The organism is Chryseobacterium sp. KCF3-3, from assembly GCF_045865955.1.
In the GTDB taxonomy this organism is placed as follows: domain Bacteria; phylum Bacteroidota; class Bacteroidia; order Flavobacteriales; family Weeksellaceae; genus Chryseobacterium.
This window is the reverse complement of sequence record NZ_AP035792.1, coordinates 4,692,758-4,718,345: the sequence shown is the minus strand read 5'-3', so window position 1 is coordinate 4,718,345 and position 25,588 is coordinate 4,692,758. Positions and strand designations below refer to the sequence as shown.

Here is a 25,588-nt window from a genome sequence, read left to right as displayed (position 1 = left end):
GTTAAGACTCAAATTTACGGATTGTGTTTATATAAAATTTGCAATGATGGGAATGTTTTTTCGATTTTACCCATAAAAAGCTCCAAAGTACAATTACTTTGGAGCTAAATTTAAATAGCTAACCTTTCGGCTGTTCTACTATTGCTTAGTGATTTTATTGAAAAAAGTATCACCTTTAAAGATATAGTCTCCTGAAGGATATTCAGTAAGATCGATGGTGTTTTTCCCTTTTCTAAATAATATATTTTTAATGAGGTTACCGTTATTATCATATAAATAAACATTTTCGTCTACTGAGGATTCCACGTTGATCACTCCTGTCGTTGGATTAGGATACGCGGAAGTTTTCGTTTTTGGGGAAACTTTTCTTGTTGACAGAAAACAGCCGGAAATATAGGAATCTCCAATAATATTAAACCCTTTGTTGATGAGTTGGGCTCTGGCCAGCATAGCTTGTGGTGTAGAATAAACAAGCCCTGTTGCATCTATAGTTCCGGATGTTATGGTTGAGCTCGTCCATGTAGAATTATTATTCAGAGCGATGAGAAAATTGCTGTAATTCGTACATGATAAGCCGGCATTTTTAAATCCGAAATAAATTGAATTCCAGCTAAAGTTCTGAAGCTTGATATTCCATGAAGAAATATCCTGGTCAAAATGCGAAGCACCTGCAAACATATTAAATCCAGCAAAATAATCAGCCTTACTTACATCCCAGTTTCCGATGGGCTGATTGAATGATACTGCATTTTCAAACATATGCTCAAAATCTGTCACTTTACCTGTATTCCAGTTGTCAAGCGGCTGATTAAATGCTGCTGCATTATAGAATGTATAGCGGAAATTAGTAGCATTTTCTGTGTTCCATGAATTTAATGGCTGGTTGAAAGAAGTGGCATCTGAAAACATAGATGAGAAATCAGTTCCGGATGTGGTGTCCCAGGCAGAAATATCCTGATTGAAAGAAGAGGCAGAGGAAAACATACTGCTGAAATTGGTTACTTTTGAGGTATCCCAGTTTCCAATATTCTGATTAAACAGCGTCGCTCCGCTGAACATACCGCTCATGTCCGTAATGTGGAATGGATTCCAGTAAGAAAATGAAGTATGGCCTGTCAAAGATGAACAGTTAAGGAACATTTGTGATAAACTGGTTATCTGTGTCATATCAGGAGTGTCTGCAGCTGTTACGTTAAGATTGGGACAGTTGGCGAATGCTCTGTCGAATTGCTGAAGCCATGTCGTATTTCCCCACTGACTCAATTCTATAAGTTCCTGATTTCCTCCGGGAGGTATAGTGCCCGTATTGGCCCTGAACCCGTAAAATAATCCGTTACCGCTGAATGCTTTTAATTCGTAAGTGGCCTGCAGAGGATCTGGATGGAATGATGGCCCAAAATAGATGAGCATAGGTTCATTGCTGCTAGAGGTTACATAATCAAACATCCCGTTATGCTCAGGATATCCTACTTCTTCCCAGTGAATGGTGTAATCGGTTCCTGTGCCGCCGAACCTTATGGAATGATCGATAATGCCGTTTGCATTGGGTTTCCAGATGGTAGTAAATTCATTCTGCGCATAGGAAATGCAAAATAAAAGAAGAAAAATGATTATTAGTTGTTTTTTACACATAGATTAAAAGAGGTTTTGTTAGGTTAAAATTGGGTTTAGTAAGACAATTAATTTCCCGGGATTCTTTATCTTATCTCTAATACAAAGGTACTTACGCACAGCGACAGAACTCGTCGTATTAAAAGTTATGACCTCTTTTTTTTAGTTTTTTTTGATTAATTTTTGTATAAACAGACAGGGTGAAAACCATCAGAAATAGAGAAGGATTTTGAATAGATAACCTAAAAAAAATATGCAGCTATTAATGATTAATAACTGCAGAAATGAAAATGCTTCATGCTTTTCATCTATTAATTGAATGTCTGATATATTTTTTTTTATATCCTTCTAATACTTAGGGTAGTAGTCGAATAATAAAGTTTTTTCGGAAATGACATCTTTCATCTGTTTATCTGTTAAAAAGAACCCTTGGCTATAATCATTTGCTAATCTTTTAGAAATGCGAATTCTATTTATCAAATATTTATCTTCGGGATTGTCGCTACAAATTGATGATGGTGGCAGTATTGAACAGCACATATTTTGTTTCATAATTAGTGCTTTCTCGATTTCAATTGACATATCTCCTGTCTCGCTCATAGTTTGTCGACCTGTTGGGATTAAATTAACAGGGTCATTACATTGATTGAGAATTTTCTGAATGTGTTCAATAACTAGTGTGTAGCTCATTGTTTTTAAATTATTTTTATTTAAAAGATGCCAGATTTGACAATTTTAATTTTTATCGTTTTTTGAGATTGATTATATAAATTAAAATATTATTCAATCATCTCCAGGGATTTCGTAAACGTCATAGAATCCCACTTTTCTCTTACCCGATTTATTAGTAATGAAAATTTCTTTTGCTTTTTTATTTTTGATTTCTTCCATGTTTGATATAAAAGGATCAAAAACATATGATCTCATATAACCTAAATTAAATTCTTTATCATGCACATTTACTTTTACTTCAGTATTTCCTCCAAAAAACATTATATGCTCTTCTTGATTAATATTCAAAAATCCTTTATCAAAGCTTTCATCAAGAACAGCTCTTAGTGGTGGCAGTGGCAATTCAACAAAAGTATTTTCCGCCTTCGCTATTATAGATTCAAGTGTATGATAATTATTTTCGTTAATGTCGTCTCTACTTATGTCCTTAAATCTTATCATGTGCAAAGTTTCAACTTTGCATAGCTTTTCAAGATAGTTAATATAGAACTCTAAATCTTCTGGGATTTTATTTGCGATGAGTTTTTTTGTAAATACAGATTCTCCGTTTACCAAAAATGAAAAGCGAATTCCTTCAATAATTTTAGCAAAAGTTCTATAATATTCCAAAAGTACTCTTGGATTTTTAATAACTTTAACTATTTCAGATTCATAATTTATATTAGCTCCCTTAGCTCTTGGCATAAATGCAATTGACCCTTTTGCTACATCTGTTTCAAAGGACAATACAACTTTCTCTTCTATTATATCTTTATATACTTTTACATTAAAATCTATTACAGATATACCATCTTCAAAAATAATATCAATTTTACCTTCATACGAAGGAAGTTTCATAATGTATAGAAATTCCATGTCTGATAAATCTTGAAGTTTGAAATTATCTACATGCATGACAAAATCAGATAATTCAGTTTTAGGAATTTTGAAACTTTTTTCTGTGGTATTCCCTTCCATAAAGCTTTTTAATTTACTAATAAAGTCTTTGTTATTTTTAGTTGTGAAATGTACTTTCTGTTTTAAGACACCATCAACTTTTTCTATTTTTTCAATAAAAAAATTCGAGGCTGTATTGGTGCCTACTGTTACATTATATCCTAGATTTTTAGTAAATTTATATGTACTATCAGTTGAAACTTTATTACTTTTTAGATCTAAAAGTATATTCTCATTTATATGTTCGAGAATTAAAGGAAATAATTCTTCTCCAGTTCCCTCAATAAAATTTATACCATAGCTACTTAGCTTATTCTTTTTAGGTTGTGTTAACGAAGGAGCAATAAAGAATACCTCTTTTTTATTGTCACCAAGTTGTTTTAAAATATCAGTAAAAATAAAATCGATATTGGTATCTTCTAAAGAGTAACCTATAAATAGGATACAGTTTGATGCCATTTTATCCTTTACCGCATTCCAAAAAATGGAATTTTGACTGTTAGGGTTAAAGAAATTCGTATAATCTGTTTTTCTAATGATTATAGAATTACTGTCAGCTAAGTGTCCATGAATTTTATATATATGTGTTTTTTTAGGATCAGATAAACTAATATGACTATTATTATATAAAACTTCACCATTTTCCTTGTAAGCTCCTTCAAAAAGCCCGTCGTAATTTGTTGTTATAATTGTTTTAAAATGAGGAATTGATGAAATTATATCGTGGACAAAAGTAGACTCTGGAAACTTTGTATAATTATCTTTCAATATTTTTATAACCTGATTATTACTTTGATATAAGTGAAAAATATCATCAGTCAAATCTGCTAATGAACGTGTCGGCTCAATATATTCTTTTGCACTAGCTGATAAACTATTGTAAAAAATACTTTGAAGTTGAGTTCCCATAGGATATCCAGCATATTTTGATAAACCTGCTCCAGCAAAAAGAATCACATCTTCTCTGCTAATTAATTCCAATAATCTTTCTAAATGTGGTGTTTTCTGCATTAGTAATTATTTTGTAGTCTTCCATAATTGCATTTTTAGATTGGAGAATGTTTTCTTTTCATTTAAATATTTCTTCAGTTATGGTTGGATTAACCAAAGATAATTATTCTAATCTGCAACAAATTACGGGATACCGTAAGAATCATTTAAATCACCTTTGTTGAGTACTACTATTTCAATTTAGCTTATTATTAATCTCAATCTTGTTATAAGCAATCTACCGTTTGAAATTTCCCGCTTTTCTTTTTAGATGATCTTTATTCAGGAAAATATTGACTCAATATTCAAATCTGTTACACTGAACACTTATCCCAAAAAATCTGCAGCTATTAATGATTAATAACTGCAGAAATGAGATTGATTTATATTGTAATTTTCACGCCGGCTGAAATATTAATTCCGGGAAGCGGGCTGAGAAACTTTAACTGAGAGTTCTGAAGCCTTGCCTCGGTGTTCAACAGATTATTTCCTATAATATAATACTCCAGATCACCTATGCCTAAACTGTTATCCTTATAAGCTAAACGTACATTTAGCAATGAAAATGCCGGCATAGGAAGCTCAGGATTGATATTCTTTCCTAAATATTTTTGTTTTAAATAATGGTCTAAACTTACATTCATGCTGAAGTTCTGTACATTTCCTTCCAGAGAGAATCCGAAACGGCTTGTAGGCATATTAGGCATATAATCACCATCACTCCACTTTCTTATGGAGCTGTCGGCAACGCTTATGTTTCTTACCAGATCATAATATCCGCCTATCTCCCACTTTCCTATTTTTCCAAGATCTGCTTTATAAGCGGCTTCAGCTTCAATTCCATTGATTTCTGTATCATCAGAACGCCATTCTTTTACCAGAAAAATTTCTCTGGAAATTCCGGTATGGGCAAGGTAAATATAATTTTTATAAGAAGTATTGTACCAGTTGGCAGATACTCTTAGGTTTTTCAGATTAAGTCCAGCCCCGATTTCAATGGTGTTGGCTGTTTCCTTATCCAGCTTGTCATCTCCATTTTCTTCTGTCAGGATCGCAAAATGATTGTTCCCTGAGTAAAGCTCATTTACTTCCGGAGCTCTTTCTGAATGGTTATATTGTACTTTCAGATAGCCTTTTTTAAAGATATTCCATTGGGCGGAACTATGAAATTGATGAAGGGTGAAATCTCTGTCGCTGAGTTTTCCACCGGATAGTCCACGGCTTCTGACATATTTATTATCTGCTTCCGCTCTACGTTGTACATGATCATTTCTATACCCAAGATCAAACTGAATGATATTAAAATCAAGATGCTGTATCGTAAAAATTCCTATTTCTCTACTGATATTATTAGGTAAATATCTTTGGCCGCCAGTACCTTCCATATCTCTGTATTGTACTTCAAGACCCGTAGTTCCGGTAAGAAATTTAAATTTCTGCTGTGTGATTTCCAGGCGGCCATTGTGCTGGTTTACGGCAAACTGATTGGCACGGTAACGATCCAGAAGCTCTGCGTTTTTTGAAAATACACCCATATAATTCAGTTTGATACTTGAAATCGGAGAATGGGTAAACTTGTAACCGGATTCAAACATAGCTTTATGAGATAAGCTTCTGATGTTGATGGGACTATATTCTATTTTGGGTTGTGGTTTTCCATGGCTATGTTTGGGTATTTTAGAGATTGCATACCCGGGAACTCCAAAATAGGAATAAGAATTCTGATAAGCTCCTCCTGCATAAAATGATTTTCCGATATAGCTGGTGCCTACATAAAATGAATTGCTTTCCGAATGACTATTGGGTATCACTCCATCTTTTGTTTCCACATAATCCTTGATTCCGTTTACTTCACTTTTATAGCGGTCGTTCACGGCATCCTGACCGGGAATGTACAGGTCATTTTTTGGATTGGGATAATATTTACCATCAGCAGGATTATAATATGTTGAACTGAAGGTATAAAGATCATCTTCAGACAGTTCATATTCTATCATATGATCCTTGGCAAACTGGCTGATGTAGGGAAAAAGACTCTTGTTGAGTACACGTCTCGAATTTACATCGATCTGGCACAACGACTGTAAGATGCTGTTGAAACCAACAAGGTTCGGATCATAGCACCTGCTGTCTTTTGATTTTCCAGGAATTCTGACCATTTCCTGCTTCTGATTGGATGCTCCTACCGTCCAGACCCAATTTTTAGCAATGACTCCTTTCGCTGAAAAAGCCTGTTTTTGTCCACTGTTGCTTCCCCCTTCAAGAAGACCTTTGAAATTGACCTTTTTATCCGGCAATTGTCTGGCGATATAATCTGTTTCAATATCTATGGCTCCTCCAATAGCTTTTCCTCCATACAAAACTGATGCTGAGTTTTTGTAAACGGTGATACTCTGAACATTATTCATTTCTATATCCGTATTAAAATCAGGACTTATCCCGGAAAGATCATTCACTGCTGTTCCGTTTTCCAGAATTTTTACACGGTTTCCGCTTAGACTTCTGATCACGGGAGCTCCGGAATTAGGGCCATATCCTGAATTTTGAATTCCTGGAATTTTACTCAATGTTTCTCCCAGTGTATTGGATTGAATAAAATCCAGCTTTTTTCTTGAAATATTTACAGTGTTATAATTAGATTTTCCCTGTACCTGAACGGATTCTATATCCTTTACAATTTTTTTTTCTGGGGTAATTTTCTGAGCTTTCAAAATGGATGGTGAATACATAAGTGTGCCACCCACCAAAAAATAAACGGTCCTTTTCATGTGCATATACTTTAATGATCCGGCAAAGCTAGAAAATTAAATTCACTAATGCAACATTGTTGCTTTATTGGTTGTTTATTGAAAAGATTCCTGAATGAATATAAGCGACTGAAAATAAATGCTCTATATGAGGTTTCTATGGTCTACAGGATATAAAAAAACCGCTCTAAAAAGAGCGGTCTGATTTTTTACTGTGAATTTGCTTGCTGATTAGCAAGTAGAACCGCACTCAAGTAATTTGATGTGGATTACACCATTAACAACACATTGTGTCTGGCATAAAGCGTTAGTTACAACAGTGCCTACACCGCCTACTACTCCACCTACTGTAGATCCTACGCCAGAAACAACACCTCCAACGATAGTACCTACACCGCCTACTACTCCACCAACTACACCTCCTAGTCCACCTAGAAGACCGCCGATTGGATCTAGTAATCCGTTACCTGAAATAGCTTTTAATTCGTTTCTGTCCAATTTTTTTAAGTTTTTCATAACTATAATTTTATATGATTATTACATCACGAATATATGAATAATAACTTTACAATTGCAAATTATTTTCAATAAATTAATTATATGTTTTTATTGTTTAATATTTCATTAATATAAGTGTATTTTAATAAAAATATGATTTTCACTTATATGTGATTGATTTTCTAAAAGTTAAAAATGATAACTCAATTTGCATAATTTAGAGTTATTATTTTTGCATTAAATACTCTTTATTGGTATTTATTTTTCAACAACTATGAAACCTCTCTAATTTGCCTATAAACAGACTTCTGGCAAGGTGTAAATTGATCATTTGAAGTCTTCAGATGGATTAATTTTTGAAAAAAAGAGAAAAGGAAGATAAAATTTGTGTTCTTCTTGTAGTAAAAACCATTCTGTTCATTGATAACGGAATCAAATTTTGTATTTTTGCTGACATACTTATATCAATGTCAGTTTTTTCAAATAATATACGCTTTTTAAGAGCCAGGAGAAAGCTCTCCCAACAAAATGTAGCCGATGAATTATTGATTTCAAGAGTTCGGTATTCGAAATATGAAAACGGAATTTCTGAACCTCCTATTGAGTTGCTGGTAAAAATCTCAAAATATTTCCATGTAAGTATTGATCTTATGCTGTCTGTAGATATTGAGAAGCATCCGATAGATGAAATGCTGAAGCTTCCGGACAACAGAATTGTTCTTCCGGTTGCGGTAGATACTCATGGAAATGATACGATAGAAATTATTCCTCAGAAAGCTTCCATGGGTTATCTGGAAGGTTATAGCGATATAGATTATATAGAAAGTCTTCAGCGTATTGCTCTTCCTTTTCTTACCAACGGAAAATATAGAGCTTTTCCTGCAGATGGTGATTCTATGCCTCCGTTCAGAAACGGATCTTATATTGTAGGAAAATATGTAGAAGGAATCAATGAATTGAAACCAGGTAAAACTTATGTTTTCGTTACTTTAAATGATGGAATTACCTATAAACGTTTTAAAGAAAGAAAAGAAAATGCAATCTCTGTAAGTGCTGACAATTCTTTTTATGAGCCTTATGATATTCCTTTTGAAGAAGTAGTGGAAATCTGGCAGTACGCCTCAGGAATTTTCCCTGAAGATTTTGAACCGGGCGATTATGAAAGCTACAATTTTAAAGAAATGTTCCGTGAATTGAGACAGGACATCAGGGATCTTGACAAGAAGGTTTCCGGACGTCGCCGTAAGCAATCTTAAGATGTAAAATACTTATATTGTCTACTCCCGGTTATACAGCCGGGAGTATTTGTTGATATGACATCTTTTTCTAACAGCATATGATGTCATATTAAAAAAAACAATTCTTTTCAATTACGGTAATAATTATTTCATCATAAATATCTATTATTTGATGTTTTGTGGAATAATAATCTTAAAAAAATAAGATTTAATGAATAATCTCTGGTTTGAGAGATAAAAGTTCAATATATTTGTGATACCAGATGTAGCTCATTAATAATAAACCTCGATGAAAAGATATCCGACCTTTTTATTAGCATTACTTTTCCCAATTACCCTATATAGCCAGCAGAATCTTACTGCTGATGAATTGTTTGTTAAAGCCCGTACCACTGCTTTTGAGCAGAAAGACTATGCTACATCTATTGCCCTGGCAAAAGAGGCATTGGAAAAAGCACCTAATTATACTGATATTTCCGTTTTTTTGGGAAGATTATATACCTGGAATAAAGATGTAGCGGCAGCAAGAGCTGTGTTTGAAGATCTAGGAAAAAGAGAGGTTCAGGATGAAGATTATTTCCTGGCGTATGCTTCATTGGAATACTGGAATGATCAGAATACAAAAGCTATCGAAATTATAGATAAAGGACTTTCTTATCATTCTAAATCTGAGGCATTACTATTGTTGAAAGCAAAAGTATATTTTGGAATGGATAATTATGAAGAAGCTGACAAAGCGGTAACCACTCTATTATCTATCAATCCAAAAAATACAGAGGCAAGGGCTCTTGCAGTAAGAATCAAGGATCTGTCTTCTAAAAATGCTGTCGGAATTATTTACAACTATTCCCATTTTGACAAACAATTTGATGATGACTGGCATATCGTGGGAGTAAGTTACAAAAGAATTACACCTATCGGTTCTGTGATTCTTCGTGGAAACTATGCGAACAAATTTGCACAGGGCGGTACACAGATTGAGTTGGAAGCCTATCCAAGACTTTCCAAAATGTTCTACCTTTATGTAGGCGGAGGATATTCTGATGATGTAGGTCTGTTTCCGAAATACCGTACCGGAGTTTCCCTGAATGCCAATCTTCCCCACAGTTTTGAGGCAGAACTGGGGTACCGCCAGCTTTATTTCAGCAACAGCATCTGGATGTATACTGCTGCTGTAGGAAAATACTATAAAAATTTCTGGTTCAACCTGCGTACTTATATTACTCCTGACAGCAAAAACATTTCACATTCTTATACAGGAACGGTGCGTTATTATACTAAAGGAGCTCAGGATTATTTTGCTTTTCAGATCGGAACGGGAATAAGCCCGGAAGAATACCGAAATAACCTTCTGGAAAATGAGACCTTTAAGCTTAAAACCTTTAAAGTAGGTGCGGAGTATAATTTTTCTTATCGCTCCGTCAATCTTTTTTCTATAGGAACAATGTATTATAACCAGGAATTCCGTCCGGGTGAAAAAGGCAATCAGTTTGATATTACTTTAGGCTATACCCGAAAGTTTTAAAACTTTGACTTTGTTTTTTTCTTAAAGTTGACCATTACTGAATCCGGCATCAGTTTTTTCGTGGAATAAAACTTAGCATTCATGCTTTTATACTGGTTGAACCTGCCGTTGATTTTACCCATGGCTGCAGCGTCATTGGAAGCATCTTCTTCCATGTCTTTAAGCGTGAAAAGTTGCCCATCATGGATATAATATTTTTCAGAAACAAAATCTATAAGCTGGTTTTTACTTTGCATCATAGGAATTCCGGCCTTGCTGATTTCAGAATCTGCGGAGAATCCTCTTCCAACCCATGTTACTGTAGAAGGGGTATTGATTTTATAATTATTTCTGTAGTAGGCTAAAATGGAAGGTGCAATATCAAAATGACTTACTGTTTTATGAAAACGTTTTGACTCTTTTAATAAAGGTGAATAGATTAATAAAGGCACATGGAATCTGTCAATTTTAGATTCTAAGGTAATTTCAGGCATACTGTGATCTCCTGTAATGACAAAAATTGTGTTATTAAAGTCAGGACGTTTGCTGTAGTTTTCAAAGAAGCCTTTCATAGCATCATCAGCATTCAAAACAGAAATAAGCTGATTTTTGTGAGCGGCTGCCCATTTTTTCTGTTCTTTGGTTAAAATCCCTGAGTTAAGCCTTTGGTTGTACAGCTTTTCATAATAATCCTTATTGTTGATTAAAAAAGGATTATGGGTTGAAAGTGTAAGTATCATATTGAAATACGGCTGATTCTGTGGTTTCTGCTGCTGTTGCATTTTATTTAAAACAGCCTGATCTTCATATCCCCAGCTCTCCCCGTTATTGGCAGGAAGTTTACGGTAAGGACTGCTGAATGAGGCTTCATCCACAATATGATCTACCCCACTGTACTCCAGGAATTCGCGGTAGCGGTCAAATGATACATGACCTCCGTAATAAAATCCTGTTTCAAATCCGTTTGCTTTAAGGATATTATAAAGATTGAAATTCTCCGGTGTTTTTTCTATTTCAAGGAAGCCGTTTTTTCCAAAAGGAAGTGATCCTGTTAATGATGGTAATGCTCCGAATGTTCTTCCTGCTGAACTTAAACTATTCTCCCAATACAACCCTTTATTGGATAAGGAATCAAGATAAGGTGTGAAGTTACCGATATATCCTTTCGGGGATGTGTAAGCATGTCCGAAACCTTCCATAACAAGAAAAACAAGATTAGGGACTTTCTCAGACCTGTTGAAATAAGATCCCAGAAAGTCTGGGGTGTTTTCTTTTCTCCAGAATGGAAAGTTTTTATCAATCATTTCTGCATTGGCAGTAAAATCTTCATTATTGCTCAGCAATTCGGTGAGTTCCGGATGGTCGCTGATGAAATTGTCTTCGTTGGATTTAAAGAAGTAAGCCCATTTACTTTTTGCCGCATTTTGGTTAAACTCACTCTCAGAATTCAAAACCTTTGCTCCTACTAAATTGGAAGGAATAAAGAATGCTGATAATCCGAAAATCAATAATATCATTCCCGGATATATCGATTTTAAAGCTGTTTTACCTGCAATCCATAAAGGAACAAGAGAAGCTGTTATCAAAATTCCCAGTAATGCAAAGTTTTTGAAGTTGAGCATTCCGCTTGCCTGCAAAATCTGCTTCATCTCTTCTTTGCTGTAGTATAAAAGATCTGCACCCAGTACGTTACGGCTTTCAGAAAAATATAGGAATAAGATATACTGTGTAACGGCTACAACAACCAGGGTTAGCACTCCCAGAATTCTTGCCCAGCCTTCTTTGATAAAATTAATAATCAGATATATAACTCCAACACAGAATGTCAGTTGCAGAGCAAATAAGATATTTTCAAAGAAAAGACTGCCAATAATGGCTGAAGTATCAAATTTTGGAAAAGTATATTTGTACCATAGAGATTCTGCGGTTACTCCTATTAAAAACAAAGCAAAGAAAACCAACGCCAGCATTCCCCATTTTTTGAGTCCTACCTGAAGAATAGCATATATTCTTTCTTTCAGCGGTAAATGTTGTGTGCTTTGGTTGAAACCTTGTCTTGTCATTTCGCCCCAGCCATGAGATTTTTTGAAATAATCTATAAATCCGTTAACTCCTGCTTTTACCACAATGGGATGAAAATAAAAAGGTTCGGAAAAAGCGGTGAAAATTAATCTAAAAAAGTCTTTTCTTTTGGTGTAGACCTGATGGCTTACGAGATCCACCAGTATCGCATAGATGGAATAGAGGAATCCCATTGAGATCACTAGGGCAAACAGAACGATAAAGAACGGCCAGTTGATAATTCCCAGCAGTAAAAAGATGATAAAGATAATATATCCTGAAAATTCGATGAGCGGACCGAGAAATTCAAAGAAGAACCAATAAGGAAGACTTACCATTCCCAGTTTTTTATACTTCGGATTGAACATCATTTTTCTGTGTTTCCACAGGGTTTCCATGGTGCCGCGCATCCATCTGTTTCGCTGTTTTCTAAGAATATCTTTGGATTCGGGAACTTCTGTCCAGCATAGAGGATCCGGAATCGTAAGTACTTCGTAAGGTTCATTTTTTTCCTCCATGTACTTCCTCATTCTTACCACCAGCTCCATGTCCTCTCCCACTGTATTTTTATCATAACCACCGCATGCCAGTACAATTTTTCGGTCAAAGACTCCAAAAGCACCGGAGATCAGGATTAATCCTGAAGCTCTGGACCATGCCATACGTCCAAGTACAAAAGCTCGGATATATTCCAATGCCTGTGTTCTTCCCAGAAGAGATTTCGGCATATTGACACTTACTACTTTTCCGTTTTCAATAACACAATTGTTGGCCAGTCGAATCACGCCACCGCAGGCAATGAACTTTTTATCGGTCTGCTCCAGCATTGGCTTAGCAAGTTTTAAAATCGAATCCTGCTCAAGAATACAGTCGACATCAATGCAAACCAGATATTCACCGGAAGAAATATTGACGCCCACATTTAAAGCATCCGCCTTTCCTCCGTTTTCTTTATCAACAACAATCAGTTTTTTAAAGGCCGGATTTTTACTTTTATAAACTCCCCTTACCGCATTGGTTTCTATTTTTCCCTGAATAAAATAAGCTACAGATTCAAGTTCGTAAGCTTCGATCAGCTTTTGAATGGAATCATCCTTACTTCCGTCATTTACAATGATAATTTCCAGATTATGATAGTAAAGAGACAAGAGAGAACGTACATTCTCCACAATGGTCATTCCTTCATTATAGGCCGGAGCAATAACACTGAATACAGGAGCATTGGGATTGGCCGCAATAATGCTGTAGTCTGTAAATGTATTTTCTTTTTTATAACGCAATACAGCACCCAACGCATAAATTCCTATCCAGCCATAGATAAGGGTTACCGCTGTTCCGTAAACCAAAAACAGCCAAATAACAACTTCATAGATGATGTGTGAGAATTCTAACATACTTTTTCCTGTAATGCGTATTTAATAATTTGATTGAGTTCTTCTGAAGAGGTTTCTTTTTGAGATATTTCTGCCAGGTATTCCTGTTGCTCCAAAGCACATAAAGCTTCTGCGGCGTGCACCTTTATTCCAGAGTCTTGGTTATTTAATAATTGATCTTTAAGAAAATCCGTACTGCATTGGTCTTTTGACTTTTTCATGACTTTCAGAATTTCTTTCTGTACTTCAACCGGCTGATTTGGATACATTTCCATAAGATGAGCAATGGTGGAAGAATTTTCCAGTGATAATAAAGTCTGTACGGTCTGTATTCGTACGTCAACAGAAGGATGATCCAGGAGATTAATTACTGTAGAATAGAGTGATAATATCTGAAATTTCCTTAAGAGTTTAAGGGTAAAAATGACTACGGATTCATTAGAACTTTCCATCCAGTTTTTAATACTGTCCCCTGAATTTTCCGGAATGTGGGTGATTGAAATAAGCAAACGAAGCTGCTGCCATTCTGATATTTTGGAGGAAATGCTGTTCAGGAAATGAAGACCTTCAAATCCTTTAAAGTTAACCATCGCATATTGCGCCTCCTGATACACCTGAGCTGAAGGATGGGTTAAAAATGTAGAAATTTTTGGCAATGCTTCTTCCACGTGCATTGCTGTAAGTTCCTGTATTCCTCCTGCAATAATATGTTCTTTCTTTTGATTCAGTTTTTTCAATGCTTCTTCCTGAAGTCCATATTCCTGGAATAAGTCTTTGAGTTTATTTTGTGCTGCTCCGGAAAATTTTTTCTCGGATTCTGCCAGTTTCTGAAGGAATAAATTTCTGAATGAAGGACTGCCGGAAGCCACTGAAAAATTAGTGTCTGGAGACATCTCCTCTTCACCATATACAATCACTTCTGAGATTTTTTTATTGATCACTTCAGACCATCTGAAAGCCTGAACCGATTCTCTGTACTGATAAAAGCTGTAAATCAGTACAACAATAATCAGTAAGAGTACTAAAGATAGCATTCCCAGAAAAACAAGAAAAAGAAAATGCACAGAAGTGGTGAGAAACATGGCTTTAGTTTATTTTAAAGAAAATCTTTTTATTCTTAATATCAATTCATTGGGACTGAATGGTTTCACAATAAAATCGGCAGCTCCGAGGTCAAAAGCATTCAGTACTACTTCTTCCTGCCCCATACTGGAAAGCATGATCACCGGTACCTGCTTGCCCATGGTTTTAATGGCTGAAAGTATTTCAATTCCTGAGGCAAACGGCATCATAATATCTGTGATGGCCAGATCTACATCTCTGGTTTTAAGGGTTTCAATAGCGTCTTTCCCGTTTCGGGTCAGGATCACTTCATGCCCTTCTTTTAATAATTTGTGTTCAATCGTTTTTAGAATCAGTTCGTCGTCTTCGGCGATTAGAATCAGCATAATTTTAGTTTTTTATTGTATTAGATTTTTAATTAATTGTAATCCTGTTGTTATTTCGCGGATAATTTCTTCTTCCATGGACATAAAATCCATGTCCGGTTCTGCTTTTTTCTCCCAGCCGGCAGTACGTTCTGCAAGTTTTACCAATCCTGCTGTTCCTGCCGTTCCTTTGAGTTTGTGAAGGATCAGTTTCAGGTTGGCACTGTCTTTTTCAGCGGTGCTTTTTTTGATATTTTCTTCAGCCTGAGTAAGTTGCTCTATGACAAGATTTAAGAAGATTTTTCTGAAATCTTCATCATCGTCACCTATTTGTTCGTTCAGGAGATTTATATCAAGGTAATTTTCCTGATGGGAAGAATCTTTAGCAGGGCTATTGTCTACAGCAGGGTTATTATTTTCGTTAATGATATACTTTTTAAGCATTTCCAGCAGATCTGCCTGTCTTAAAGGTTTAGGTAGAAAATCATTCATGCCGGAATTCAGACACTTTTCTTTCTCTCCCAGCACATTACCTGCCGTTACCCCAATAATCGGAACATTAGAATATTCCGGGAGTAATCGGATTTGTTTGGTAGCTTCAATACCATCCATTACCGGCATCTGAACGTCCATTAAAATGATAGTGAAAGCCTTTTCTTTACACTGCAAAAGCGCCTGAAGCCCATCTGTGGCTTCTGTAAGTTGTGCATCAGGAATCAGTGATCTCATCATTTTGTGGTTAAGAACCATATTGACAGGGTTGTCATCTACCAATAAAACCTGTGGTGCCTGCATCAGTATGGAGGCTTCTGTTTCCGGTTGTGCAATGCTGATTACCTCCTTTTCAGTATTTTTTACAGCTCGTCTCAATGTTTTATAGAGTTCTTCAGACTTGATAGGCTTCAGCAGGAAGAATGAATTGTTTTCCTGACGGAAAGAATTGATCACATCATGTTCCTCGGAAGACGTGTGGAGAATAATCAGAGGAGAAGATTCATTTTGTTTGCTGAACAGTTCCTTGATTTTTTCTATGGTTTCCAGACCGGAAATGATAGGCATATGGTAATCCATCAGAATGACATCAAAACGCTCTCCTGCAAGCAGTATCTGAAGAGCCTCCATTCCATTGGCTGCAAGCTTTGAATCTATATTTTTATAAGCAAGCATGTGTTGAATGATAATTCTGTTCGCTTCATTATCATCTACAATAAGTACTTTGCTTATTTTCAGATCTTCGTCTTCATGACGATCAGATAGTTCATAAGGAACCTCTAAGTCAAAATAGAAAACAGATCCTTTTTGAACTTCGCTCACCAATGACAGGCTGCTTCCCATATATTTCAGAATATTATTGGAAATGGTCAATCCGAGACCCGTTCCTCCATACGTCTTACTGATAGAGCTGTTTTCCTGCGTAAAGGCATTGAAAATATGGTGTTGCTTTTCTTTAGGAATACCAATTCCGGTATCTCTTACAGAAAATCTAAGTTTGATATTCTTGTTATCAATATTGAGCTTTTCTACTTTAAGTTCTATTTCTCCCTGTTGTGTAAATTTCACGGCATTTCCAAGAAGGTTGACTAAAATTTGTTTCAACCTTGATTCATCCAGCCAGATGGTTTCAGGAAGTCCCTGTTCTATATTGAGGAGTAATTCTATATTTTTTTTCTGAGACTGGTAAAGAATTACATTGATCACCTGACTTACCATGTCATAAATATTGGATTTTTCAATGATAAGATCCATTTTTCCGGATTCTACCTTGGAAAAATCAAGAATATCGTTGATGATATTCAATAGATTCTCTCCTGATTCATTGATATAATTAAGGTATTGAGTCTGTATATCATTCAACGGAGTTTTTAACAGGAGATCCGAAAAGCCAATAACACCGTTCAGCGGAGTCCTGATTTCATGGCTCATGTTGGCTAAGAATTCAGACTTTGCTTTGCTGGCAATATCTGCCATTTTCTTGGCATTTTTCAGTTCTCTATTGATTCTTACGGAAGGGGTGATATTTTGTGCAGAGACAATAATTCCCCCGATAACATTATTGGAAAGGTACCATGGTGTCACTTCTACACTGTAATGCTGAATGATTCCTTTACCCGGAACTTCTATGGCCATATCTTCATTTTTATAGGCCTTTCCTGCCAGTGCATCCTGATATATTTTTAATCTCTCATCCGGTACGTTGGGTGAGATTTTAAACATATTTTCACCAATAAGTCTGATGTCATTCATCTGAAACTCATCTTTCCAGCTTCTGCTTACAGAAACATAATTGAGATCTTTGTCAAACATGGCTACTGTAGAAGGTACATATTTTACAAAAGACTGCAGCATAGCCTCTTTTTTGGCCAGTTCCAGGTAGATATTTTTGAAGGTATCAATATTCTGAATGATTCCGTAGACTCTGGTGCATATTCCATCTTCAAATTCCGGGATACCTTTTACCCTTACCCAGATCATCATGCCGTCATTTTGTACAAGCTGTAATTCTTCATCGTAGGGAATTCCTTCTTTTATAGCTTTTTCGAATAAGAATTCCAGTTTCTCACGGCTTTTTTCACTGTAGAAACCCAGTGCATTGTCAAAATCAGGCTGGAAATTTTTATCTATTTTATGGATTTCCCGGGTAGATTGTGACCAAACTACAGTATTGTTTTTCAGGTTCACTTCCCATCCTCCCACCTGGGCAACAGCACTGGTTTGTTCCAACATCTTTTTGGTATGAACAAGATCTTTTTCCAAAGTTATTCTTTCAGTAACATTCAGTGCGGTACTCACCACGTAAGGTTTCCCTTCCTTATTGATTTCCACAAGATTATGGTACATCCAGATCATGTCTTCACCTCCTTTAGTTCTCAGGATCATGGTTCCGAAATCTTCCTGATTTTTGTTGATTCTTTCGAGGTATTGTTCAAGAAGAGGCCAGTTTTTTTGGGGAACAAGGTCTTTTAAATTCAACCCTTCTACCTCTTCGACAGAATATTGAAGGGTTTCTCTTCCTTTTTCGTTGACAGCAATGATATTTCCTTCCATATCATGCATACTCATTAAGCCTATAGCGTTTTCAAAGAAGCTTCTGAAGCGGCGCTCAGAGCTTTCCAGTTTAAGCTTTTCTTCAATACGTTGGGTGATATTAATTCCAAAACAGAAAATCTCTGAATGATTTTGATTGAGCTTTAAATACCATTCAATAATGATCGTTTGGGTATCATCTATTTTTGTTGAAGTAGTAAATGTTACTTCTTCATCCGTATTGGGAAGATTTTTGGAAAGTAATTGGAGTTGAGAATTATGATTCCCTATCAGGTCCAGGAAATTCTGGCCGAGAATCTGACCTTTATTCATTTGAAAGGTGTTTTCAAAAGCCGGATTAATCTCTTTCAGTGAGAAGTCTTTATCCAGAACACAGATCAGGTTATTGGAAATGGTAAAAGTTTGTTGAAAATACTCAGCCTGGATATTTTTCCTTTTGCCCGTCAGAATTTTTGTGATTGCGTCTCCTATCTTTTTCAGAGCAGATATCTGGTCTTCTGTGATGGTTTTAGGTTTATAGTCGATAACGCAGATGGTTCCCAATACAAAACCTTCATCATCAATCAAAGGAACTCCTGCATAAAACCGGATTCCGCCTGCCAGAATAAGTGGATTTTCTGATGATCTTTCATCCAATAATGTATCATTGATGATCAGAATTTCTCCACTTGCAATGGAATATTGGCATACCGTATTTTTTCTGTCTACAAAATCAAGAGCCATTCCCACGCAACTCTGAATGGTCTGGGTTTCGCTTTCCATCATGGCAATAAGCGCTGCAGGGCAGTCTGTCACCAGACATGCGGTTTCTGCAAAAATGTCTAACTGGGGATCTTTTTCAAGGTTTAAAAGATCAAAATACTCCAGTTTCTTCATTCTCCCTTCTTCATTCGCAGGAATTGGATACTTCTTCATATACTATATCAACAATTAGAGACTTTTCTTTTTTCGATTATTAAAAAATGATAATCAAGGCATTAAAGTTTATATTTTAAATATTTTTAAGTACTTTAAATTATTATTTTAATAAGTAAACCAAATTACGAAATTATTTCGTATTCTGTTACAGGAAATTTGATAATAAAGCTATATGTATGTTTATTTAAAATTAACCAGGAAAAGTTTTAAATAAATAAAGAAGGAATGTCTATTATGGAGATAAAAAGACTTTATCTGATAATAAGCTACTTAGTGTATGAAATTTGTTGTATAATACATCTTAAATGCGAATGTTTTGAGGGCTGGGCATTTGTTAAATCAAAAAAGTCCATTCCCGGAAAATTCGGAAATGGACTCACCACTTATCATCATCCAAATCACAACTAAACTATGAACAATGAAGCAATAGCCTGTGCATCGCTGCCACTTAAAATTTCATCATAAGCTGCAGAACCTGCCGCAGCACCAAATAGAGTTGCTGTGTTGTAGCCTGCCTGATTGGTATTGTCTTCTCCTGCATACACAGGATTGGTGGCTGAAGGCATACTTCCTCCGTTAGCAAGCTCAATCCACCCTTTGTTGGCTCTCATTCTTCTTACCTGTGAGGCATGTCTTGCTTCAACGGAATGAATCTGTAATGCTGCCTGAAGCACCACTTTGTTGGACATCACATTTCCTGCCTGTCCTTTATAAGCCCTTACTCCGGTATCTTCAAAGGCCTGAGCAAGGATAAGAAATTGATTATAATCTGTAAAAGGCATAAAGTTTCCGCCGGCTGTAAAATCAAAGGTTGGTTTATTGCCTGGGGTTGTTCCTAAAGAAGTCAGAGTACTTTTCAGGAAGCTTACATGGGCGGATTCATGTTTTGAAATCTGCATGAAAACAGTTCTGTCTCCATTAGGAATTAATCCTGGTGTTGACAATCCTATACTGTAGTACTCATTTTCCAGATATTCCAGTACCAATGCCAGTTGTAAAGCATCTGTGAGTGTACTTTTTAAAGCCATACCTGTTAATCCCGTTTTTGGAGTTTCTGCTTTGGCAGATGTAGCCATCATCGCTCCTAATCCAAGAGGTACAGCTGCTGTAGCTGCTTTTTTTCCGAATAAAGAAATATTCGTAATGGTTTCCAGTCTTGAAGCTTCTGTAGTGAAAAATTTATCATTAGAAAGCTTGTCCAGTAATCTAAGAATATTCATAATGTGAGTTTTTAAGGTGAATGATTAGTTGATTCCTCTTTCTTTCCAGGTAAAAGGTGTTTTGATAAATGCTCCGGCAGCCATTACAATATCTTTTGGCTCTTTGGCGAGATCAAGCCCATTGGCATCTATTACATCGTCTCCCGAAAAATCTGCAGATCCGGGATTGATTAAATTTCTAATAGCAGAGGCATGTCTGGCTTCCACAGAAACTATTTTACCGGCAATCACAAGATAGGCAGGATTGGAAATGTATTTTCCTGCTCCATTGTAAGCTGCAACACCGGTATCTTCTAACGCTTTTGCTGTAGCCAATACTGAATTTCGATCATTAAAATTCACATTCGGATACTGGAATTCAAGTTTAGGAAGCACGTGATCGGTAGCACCACTAATTGCAACTTTGAAGAAATCACGGTGAATCACCTCGTGATGATAGAGATCTGTAAAAACCTCTTTTTCAATACTGGAAATTCCCGTATAAAAATTGTTGACCACTTTGGTGTAAAAATCGGCTTCAAGCTGTTCTAAAGCATAGGCATAATTGAGTACGCCTACATCTCCTGTTCCAAGATCATACTTGGATTCTTCTATAATCTGGAAGTCATCATCGTCATTACATCCGATGATGGTAAGGCCTGCGATGGCTAATCCTACTCCACCTAATTTTAAAAAGTTTCTTCTGCTGGTATCAAGGGTAGCACCTTGATTAGAAACCTGAATTGGTTTTTTCATACTATTAATTTTTTTAGTGTTAGATATAAAAGAAAGAAAAACAGCATACTGAATATGCTGTTTGAAATCTTAGAATTTATTATGGCATCAATACCGTATCTATTACATGAATCACCCCGTTAGATTGGTTCACATCAGCAATCGTTACTTTGGCGCTGTTTCCTTTTGCGTCTTTTATGTAAAGATCTTTACCTTTTGTCCAGAATGTAAGGTTTTCACCCTGTACAGTTTTCATCATACTTTTTCCGTTCCCTGCTTTTACGGCTGCCCATATTTCTTTAGCACTGTATTTTCCCGGAAGAACATGATAAGTTAAGATAGAAGTAAGCATTGCTTTATTTTCAGGCTTTACAAGATTTTCTACTGTTCCTTTCGGAAGTTTTGCAAAGGCAGCGTCTGTAGGAGCCAATACCGTAAAAGGTCCTGCTCCCTGTAATGTTTCTACCAGACCGGCAGCTTTTACGGCAGCTACAAGGGTTTTATGATCCTTGGAGTTGACTGCATTTTCAATAATATTCTTGGAAGGATACATAGGAGCTCCTCCTACCATTACTGTTTTTTCTTTCATCGTTTGTGCAGTTACCTTCCCGCTGAATGCAAATGATAAAACTACCATTGCTAAAACTGTGATTCTTGAATGTGTGTTCATTACGTTGATTTTTAGTTAATTATATTGAATGTGTTTTTAAAATCATTTACGAGGCTGGTTTTGTTTTAGATTGAAAAAAAACAAAATAAATTATAACCATCTGATTTATAATGAATTATTTTTTTATGAAAAATAAAATCAACTCATGAAATACAATTTTAAAATTGAATATTTTTCAATAATTTTCAGAAAAACATGTACGAAATAAAAGATGTATTGGATTTTGTTGACTATGTCTTTTATTTTATTACATTTGAACAGAAAAATAAACGCTATTAAAACAACCTATTCTGAAGAGGAACTTATCGTTTTATTAAAAGAAAAAAACGAAAACGGTTTTCATTATCTGTATGACCACTATTCCGGTGCGTTGTACGGAATTATTCTTCGAATCGTTCAGTCTAAAGAATATACCGAAGAAATTATTCAGGATGTTTTTGTTAAAATATGGAACTCTATCCACCAGTATGATGCTTCTAAAGGGAGATTTTATACCTGGATGATTAATATTGCCCGGAATACAGCTATTGATTATTTAAAATCTAAAGCTTTCCAGAATGAACTTAAAAACCAATCACTTCCGGATTTCGTATATAATACTGAAGAGCTTTCAACTACCAATAATTCCTCCGATTATATCGGATTTAATAATGTGCTTGAAGGTTTGGAAGCAGACAAGCAGGAACTTATAAATCTTGCTTATTATCAGGGATATACCCAACATGAAATATCCGAAAAACTGAAGATACCGCTGGGAACGGTTAAAACGAAAATGCGGAATGCACTGATGAAATTAAAAGATTTGCTAAAAGATTATCAATAAATTGAACACTAAAGAATACATATCATCCGGAATTATAGAATCTTATATTCTTGGCCATGCTTCTCCTGAGGAAGCGGGGATTTTGGAGTGTGTGATGAAAAATAATGCTGAAGTAAAAGCAGCTTTTGAAGAAGCACAGAAAACTTTGGAACATCTTGCTACAGCTCAGGCTGTAACACCTCCAAGTGATTTGAAATCTAAGATTTGGAATAAAATTCAGCAGGAACAGATTGTTGAAGAAATAGCTCCTGTTCCTTCTACTGATATTTCCGAAGTAAAGAGACAGACAGAACATCATACAGACAGGAAAGATATTCAGAGAAATACACCTTGGAAGACCTATGCAGTAGCAGCTTCGGTATTGTTTCTGATAAGTGTTGGCGGAAATGTATTCTGGATGAATACCCAATCTGTCAATCAGGAGAAAATGGCATTAATGATAGCAGATAAGAAGAATCAGGATCAGGCTATGGAGAAAATGAATCTTAAGATTGATATGTTTTCCAATCCTGATATGCAGATGGTGATGCTGAAGGGTGTAGAAAAGCATACAGAAGCCAAAGCAATGGTTTTCTGGGACAAAAAAACAAAAGAAGTCTATCTGAATGCAGAAAAACTTCCTAAAGCCCCTGAAGGTATGCAATATCAGCTTTGGGCTATAGAAGATGGAAAACCTGTAAATGCAGGAATGTACACCGAAGATAAAGACAGCAGGATTGCTCTGGCCAGTATACCAGAAGCTCAGGCTTTTGCTATTACGCTTGAAAAAGAAGGCGGAAGCAGCGTTCCTACTATGGAAAATATGTTTGTAATGGGTGAAATTTAAGTTTCACCCATTTCATTTTGTTTAATTGGTTTTTCTGTAATTATAGATGGCGAGACCATTAAGTACCACTGCAAAACCTATCAGATAGTAGAATTCGGTTTGTACTTCATAAAATCTACTTCCTTTCAATACAATGAGTCTTACTACTTTAATAAAATGAGTTACGGGAGTAAGGTTAGACATTTTCCGAGCCCAGTCCGGCATACTTTCGGTATTCGTAAAAAAACCACTCATCAGCATAAATACCATCATAAAGAAATAGGCAATAAACATGGCTTGCAGCTGGGTATCTGCAAAGGTGGATATGAGCAGTCCCAACCCTAGTAAAGCAATAAGATAAATTGCGGCAAAAACATACAGGGTGAAAAGACTACCTTCCGGAAAAATGCCGTAAATGACATACATTACGACGAGTCCTATGGTAAAAACGATCATTCCTACAATCCAGAAAGGAATCAGCTTACCTAAGATAAACTGCCATTTTTTTATAGGAGTTACGTTAATTTGTTCAATCGTTCCTATTTCCTTCTCTTTTACGATATTTAAGGCAGTGATAAAACCTCCGATCAAAGTAAGAAGCAGTACTAATATACCCGGAACCATATAGTATTTATATTCTGCTCTTGGGTTATACCAGTTGGTCTCTTTAATAACAATTTTCGCAGGAGAGTTATCTGATTTTCGGGCTGATAATTTAACATTCACATCCAGACTATTGTTGAAATCATTGATCACAGAGAGCAAATAACTTCCTCCCAATGCTGATTTTGTTCCATTAATTGCATCTACAGAGAGATTCACCTTCTGGCTTCCTTCCCGAACAAGATTACGCTCAAATCCGGGTGGAATTTCCAAAACAAGGTCGGCATTTCCCTCTTCAATCATTTTTAATCCATTTTTATAGGAATCAGGATTTCCTGCCAGTTTAAAGTAACCGGAAGACATGATTTTGTGAAGTAATTTTTGAGAATAGCTGCTGTGGTCATGATCTACATAGGCAATATTGACGTTTTTCACTTCAAAATTAGCGGCCAGAGGCATGATGATCAGCTGTACTATAGGCATTACAAACATCATCGCAAGGATTGTTTTATCCCTGAATATCTGCCGAAATTCTTTTCTCAAAATGAATAGCATTATTCTCATGACAGGCGGATTTTAAATTTCTTCAGGGCAAGTGCCAGCAATCCTACCGACATGATCAGTAAAACCAACGTTTCTTTCCACACATATCTGAAATCAAGACCTTTCAGCATCACTGCTTTTACAATATCATAATAATATCTTGAAGGAAGGATTCTGGATATCACCTGAAAAACGACAGGCATATTTTCTACGGGAAACATAAATCCCGTTAATAATAAGGTAGGAAGCATCATTCCCATCATGGAGATCAACATAGCCGTCTGCTGGGAGTTAGTAACATTAGATATCAATAAACCTAATGAAAGACATGTGATAATGAATAAGATACTTTCTGCAAAGAGTAAAACAAGACTTCCGCGGATCTCTACATCTAATAAATAAACAGACAGAAGGAGAATAATGATAAAGTTAACAAGAGACAGGACAAGATAAGGAATTGCTTTTGCTACTAATACCATAACGGGTTTGAAAGGAGATACGAGTAATATTTCCATAGTTCCCATTTCTTTTTCGCGAACAACGGCTACGGATGTCAAAGCAGTACTTACAATCATAAAGATAAGGGCAATAACGCCAGGGATAAAATTAAGGGATCCGTTCTGCTCTTCATTATAAAGCTGTCTCATTTCGGGGATAATTTTATAGGAAGGTTTTATATCGGGATTGAGCTGCTGCTGGTAGTCTGCAATCATTGCATTGAGATAATTGGTAAGAATAGTGGCTGTGTTCGGATCTGAAGCATCGGCAATAATCCGTATCTGCGCTCCGTCTGAGGTATAAAGATCTGATCCGAAATTCGCAGGAAATATTACAGCGCATTTTATCTTCCCTTCCCTGAATTTCTTCTCAATATCCGGATAATTTAGAGAAGATTCCTGCATCTGGAAATAGGAACTTGATTTTATCTTTGAAATCACCTGCCCAGACTGAACATCATGGGCATTATCCAAAACCGTAATCCCGATATTTTTAACCTCACTGCTCAAAGCATACCCAAAAAGGATGATCTGAACAACAGGCATACCGAAAAGAATCAGCAGCGTTCTCCGGTCTCTGAATACATGATAGAATTCTTTTCTGATAAATACGAATAACTGTTTCATTTTTAC

General features: G+C 35.9%; 18 protein-coding genes. 4 read left to right on the top strand and 14 right to left on the bottom strand.

The window, feature by feature from the left end; genetic code table 11:
* Window positions 1–138: 138 nt before the first annotated feature.
* From ACKTTZ_RS20985 to ACKTTZ_RS20965, 5 genes are all read right to left on the bottom strand, one after another.
* On the bottom strand, window positions 139–1,632 hold the full coding sequence (locus ACKTTZ_RS20985; protein WP_407846528.1) for a BspA family leucine-rich repeat surface protein: 1,494 nt from the start codon (window positions 1,630–1,632) through the stop codon (window positions 139–141).
* A gap of 327 nt (window positions 1,633–1,959) precedes the next feature.
* A complete protein-coding gene (locus ACKTTZ_RS20980; protein ID WP_407846527.1) occupies window positions 1,960–2,301 on the bottom strand; it encodes a hypothetical protein in 342 nt (113 codons plus the stop codon).
* Window positions 2,302–2,394: 93 nt separating this feature from the next.
* A complete protein-coding gene (locus ACKTTZ_RS20975; protein ID WP_407846526.1) occupies window positions 2,395–4,290 on the bottom strand; it encodes an SIR2 family NAD-dependent protein deacylase in 1,896 nt (631 codons plus the stop codon).
* A gap of 362 nt (window positions 4,291–4,652) precedes the next feature.
* Entirely contained in the window at window positions 4,653–7,037 is a 2,385-nt protein-coding gene (locus ACKTTZ_RS20970; RefSeq protein ID WP_407846525.1) for a TonB-dependent receptor, read from the bottom strand.
* A gap of 210 nt (window positions 7,038–7,247) precedes the next feature.
* Window positions 7,248–7,514 (bottom strand): hypothetical protein, encoded by a 267-nt coding sequence (locus ACKTTZ_RS20965; protein WP_156106519.1) that lies wholly within the window; start codon window positions 7,512–7,514, stop codon window positions 7,248–7,250.
* A 467-nt stretch (window positions 7,515–7,981) separates the two neighbouring features.
* Between ACKTTZ_RS20965 and ACKTTZ_RS20960 the strand changes: the two genes are divergently transcribed.
* The gene (locus ACKTTZ_RS20960; RefSeq protein WP_034698337.1) at window positions 7,982–8,770 is read left to right on the top strand and encodes a LexA family transcriptional regulator; all 789 of its coding nucleotides are present in this window, start codon (window positions 7,982–7,984) and stop codon (window positions 8,768–8,770) included.
* A 271-nt stretch (window positions 8,771–9,041) separates the two neighbouring features.
* Window positions 9,042–10,277 carry a YaiO family outer membrane beta-barrel protein gene (locus ACKTTZ_RS20955; protein ID WP_407846524.1) on the top strand — a complete coding sequence of 412 codons (1,236 nt, stop codon included), beginning with the start codon at window positions 9,042–9,044 and terminating at the stop codon, window positions 10,275–10,277.
* Here ACKTTZ_RS20955 and ACKTTZ_RS20950 read toward each other — a convergent pair.
* From ACKTTZ_RS20950 to ACKTTZ_RS20920, 7 genes are all read right to left on the bottom strand, one after another.
* Window positions 10,274–13,711: a sulfatase-like hydrolase/transferase gene (locus ACKTTZ_RS20950; RefSeq protein ID WP_407846523.1), complete on the bottom strand. Its 3,438-nt coding sequence runs from the start codon at window positions 13,709–13,711 to the stop codon at window positions 10,274–10,276. The two genes, ACKTTZ_RS20955 and ACKTTZ_RS20950, sit on opposite strands and share 4 nt — an antisense overlap.
* Window positions 13,705–14,772, bottom strand: coding sequence for a HEAT repeat domain-containing protein (locus tag ACKTTZ_RS20945; RefSeq protein ID WP_407846522.1), 1,068 nt, complete (start codon window positions 14,770–14,772; stop codon window positions 13,705–13,707). The genes ACKTTZ_RS20950 and ACKTTZ_RS20945 overlap by 7 nt, the downstream gene beginning before the upstream one ends.
* A 9-nt stretch (window positions 14,773–14,781) precedes the next feature.
* Window positions 14,782–15,138: a response regulator transcription factor gene (locus ACKTTZ_RS20940; RefSeq protein WP_034697917.1), complete on the bottom strand. Its 357-nt coding sequence runs from the start codon at window positions 15,136–15,138 to the stop codon at window positions 14,782–14,784.
* Between the two features lie 12 nt (window positions 15,139–15,150).
* Window positions 15,151–19,077: a response regulator gene (locus ACKTTZ_RS20935; RefSeq protein ID WP_034697919.1), complete on the bottom strand. Its 3,927-nt coding sequence runs from the start codon at window positions 19,075–19,077 to the stop codon at window positions 15,151–15,153.
* Between the two features lie 407 nt (window positions 19,078–19,484).
* Window positions 19,485–20,300 carry a ferritin-like domain-containing protein gene (locus ACKTTZ_RS20930; RefSeq protein WP_034697921.1) on the bottom strand — a complete coding sequence of 272 codons (816 nt, stop codon included), beginning with the start codon at window positions 20,298–20,300 and terminating at the stop codon, window positions 19,485–19,487.
* 24 nt (window positions 20,301–20,324) lie between these two features.
* On the bottom strand, window positions 20,325–21,035 hold the full coding sequence (locus ACKTTZ_RS20925; RefSeq protein WP_034697923.1) for a ferritin-like domain-containing protein: 711 nt from the start codon (window positions 21,033–21,035) through the stop codon (window positions 20,325–20,327).
* Between the two features lie 79 nt (window positions 21,036–21,114).
* The gene (locus tag ACKTTZ_RS20920) at window positions 21,115–21,684 is read right to left on the bottom strand and encodes a fasciclin domain-containing protein (protein ID WP_407846521.1); all 570 of its coding nucleotides are present in this window, start codon (window positions 21,682–21,684) and stop codon (window positions 21,115–21,117) included.
* 253 nt (window positions 21,685–21,937) lie between these two features.
* Between ACKTTZ_RS20920 and ACKTTZ_RS20915 the strand changes: the two genes are divergently transcribed.
* Both ACKTTZ_RS20915 and ACKTTZ_RS20910 read left to right on the top strand, forming a co-directional pair.
* On the top strand, window positions 21,938–22,507 hold the full coding sequence (locus ACKTTZ_RS20915) for an RNA polymerase sigma factor (RefSeq protein WP_253316175.1): 570 nt from the start codon (window positions 21,938–21,940) through the stop codon (window positions 22,505–22,507).
* Window position 22,508: 1 nt separating this feature from the next.
* Window positions 22,509–23,333, top strand: coding sequence for an anti-sigma factor (locus tag ACKTTZ_RS20910; RefSeq protein ID WP_034697927.1), 825 nt, complete (start codon window positions 22,509–22,511; stop codon window positions 23,331–23,333).
* Window positions 23,334–23,354: 21 nt separating this feature from the next.
* Here ACKTTZ_RS20910 and ACKTTZ_RS20905 read toward each other — a convergent pair whose 3' ends face one another.
* Both ACKTTZ_RS20905 and ACKTTZ_RS20900 read right to left on the bottom strand, forming a co-directional pair.
* A complete protein-coding gene (locus tag ACKTTZ_RS20905) occupies window positions 23,355–24,479 on the bottom strand; it encodes an ABC transporter permease (protein WP_034697929.1) in 1,125 nt (374 codons plus the stop codon).
* Window positions 24,476–25,582, bottom strand: coding sequence for an ABC transporter permease (locus ACKTTZ_RS20900; RefSeq protein WP_407846520.1), 1,107 nt, complete (start codon window positions 25,580–25,582; stop codon window positions 24,476–24,478). The genes ACKTTZ_RS20905 and ACKTTZ_RS20900 overlap by 4 nt, the downstream gene beginning before the upstream one ends.
* Window positions 25,583–25,588 lie beyond the last annotated feature (6 nt).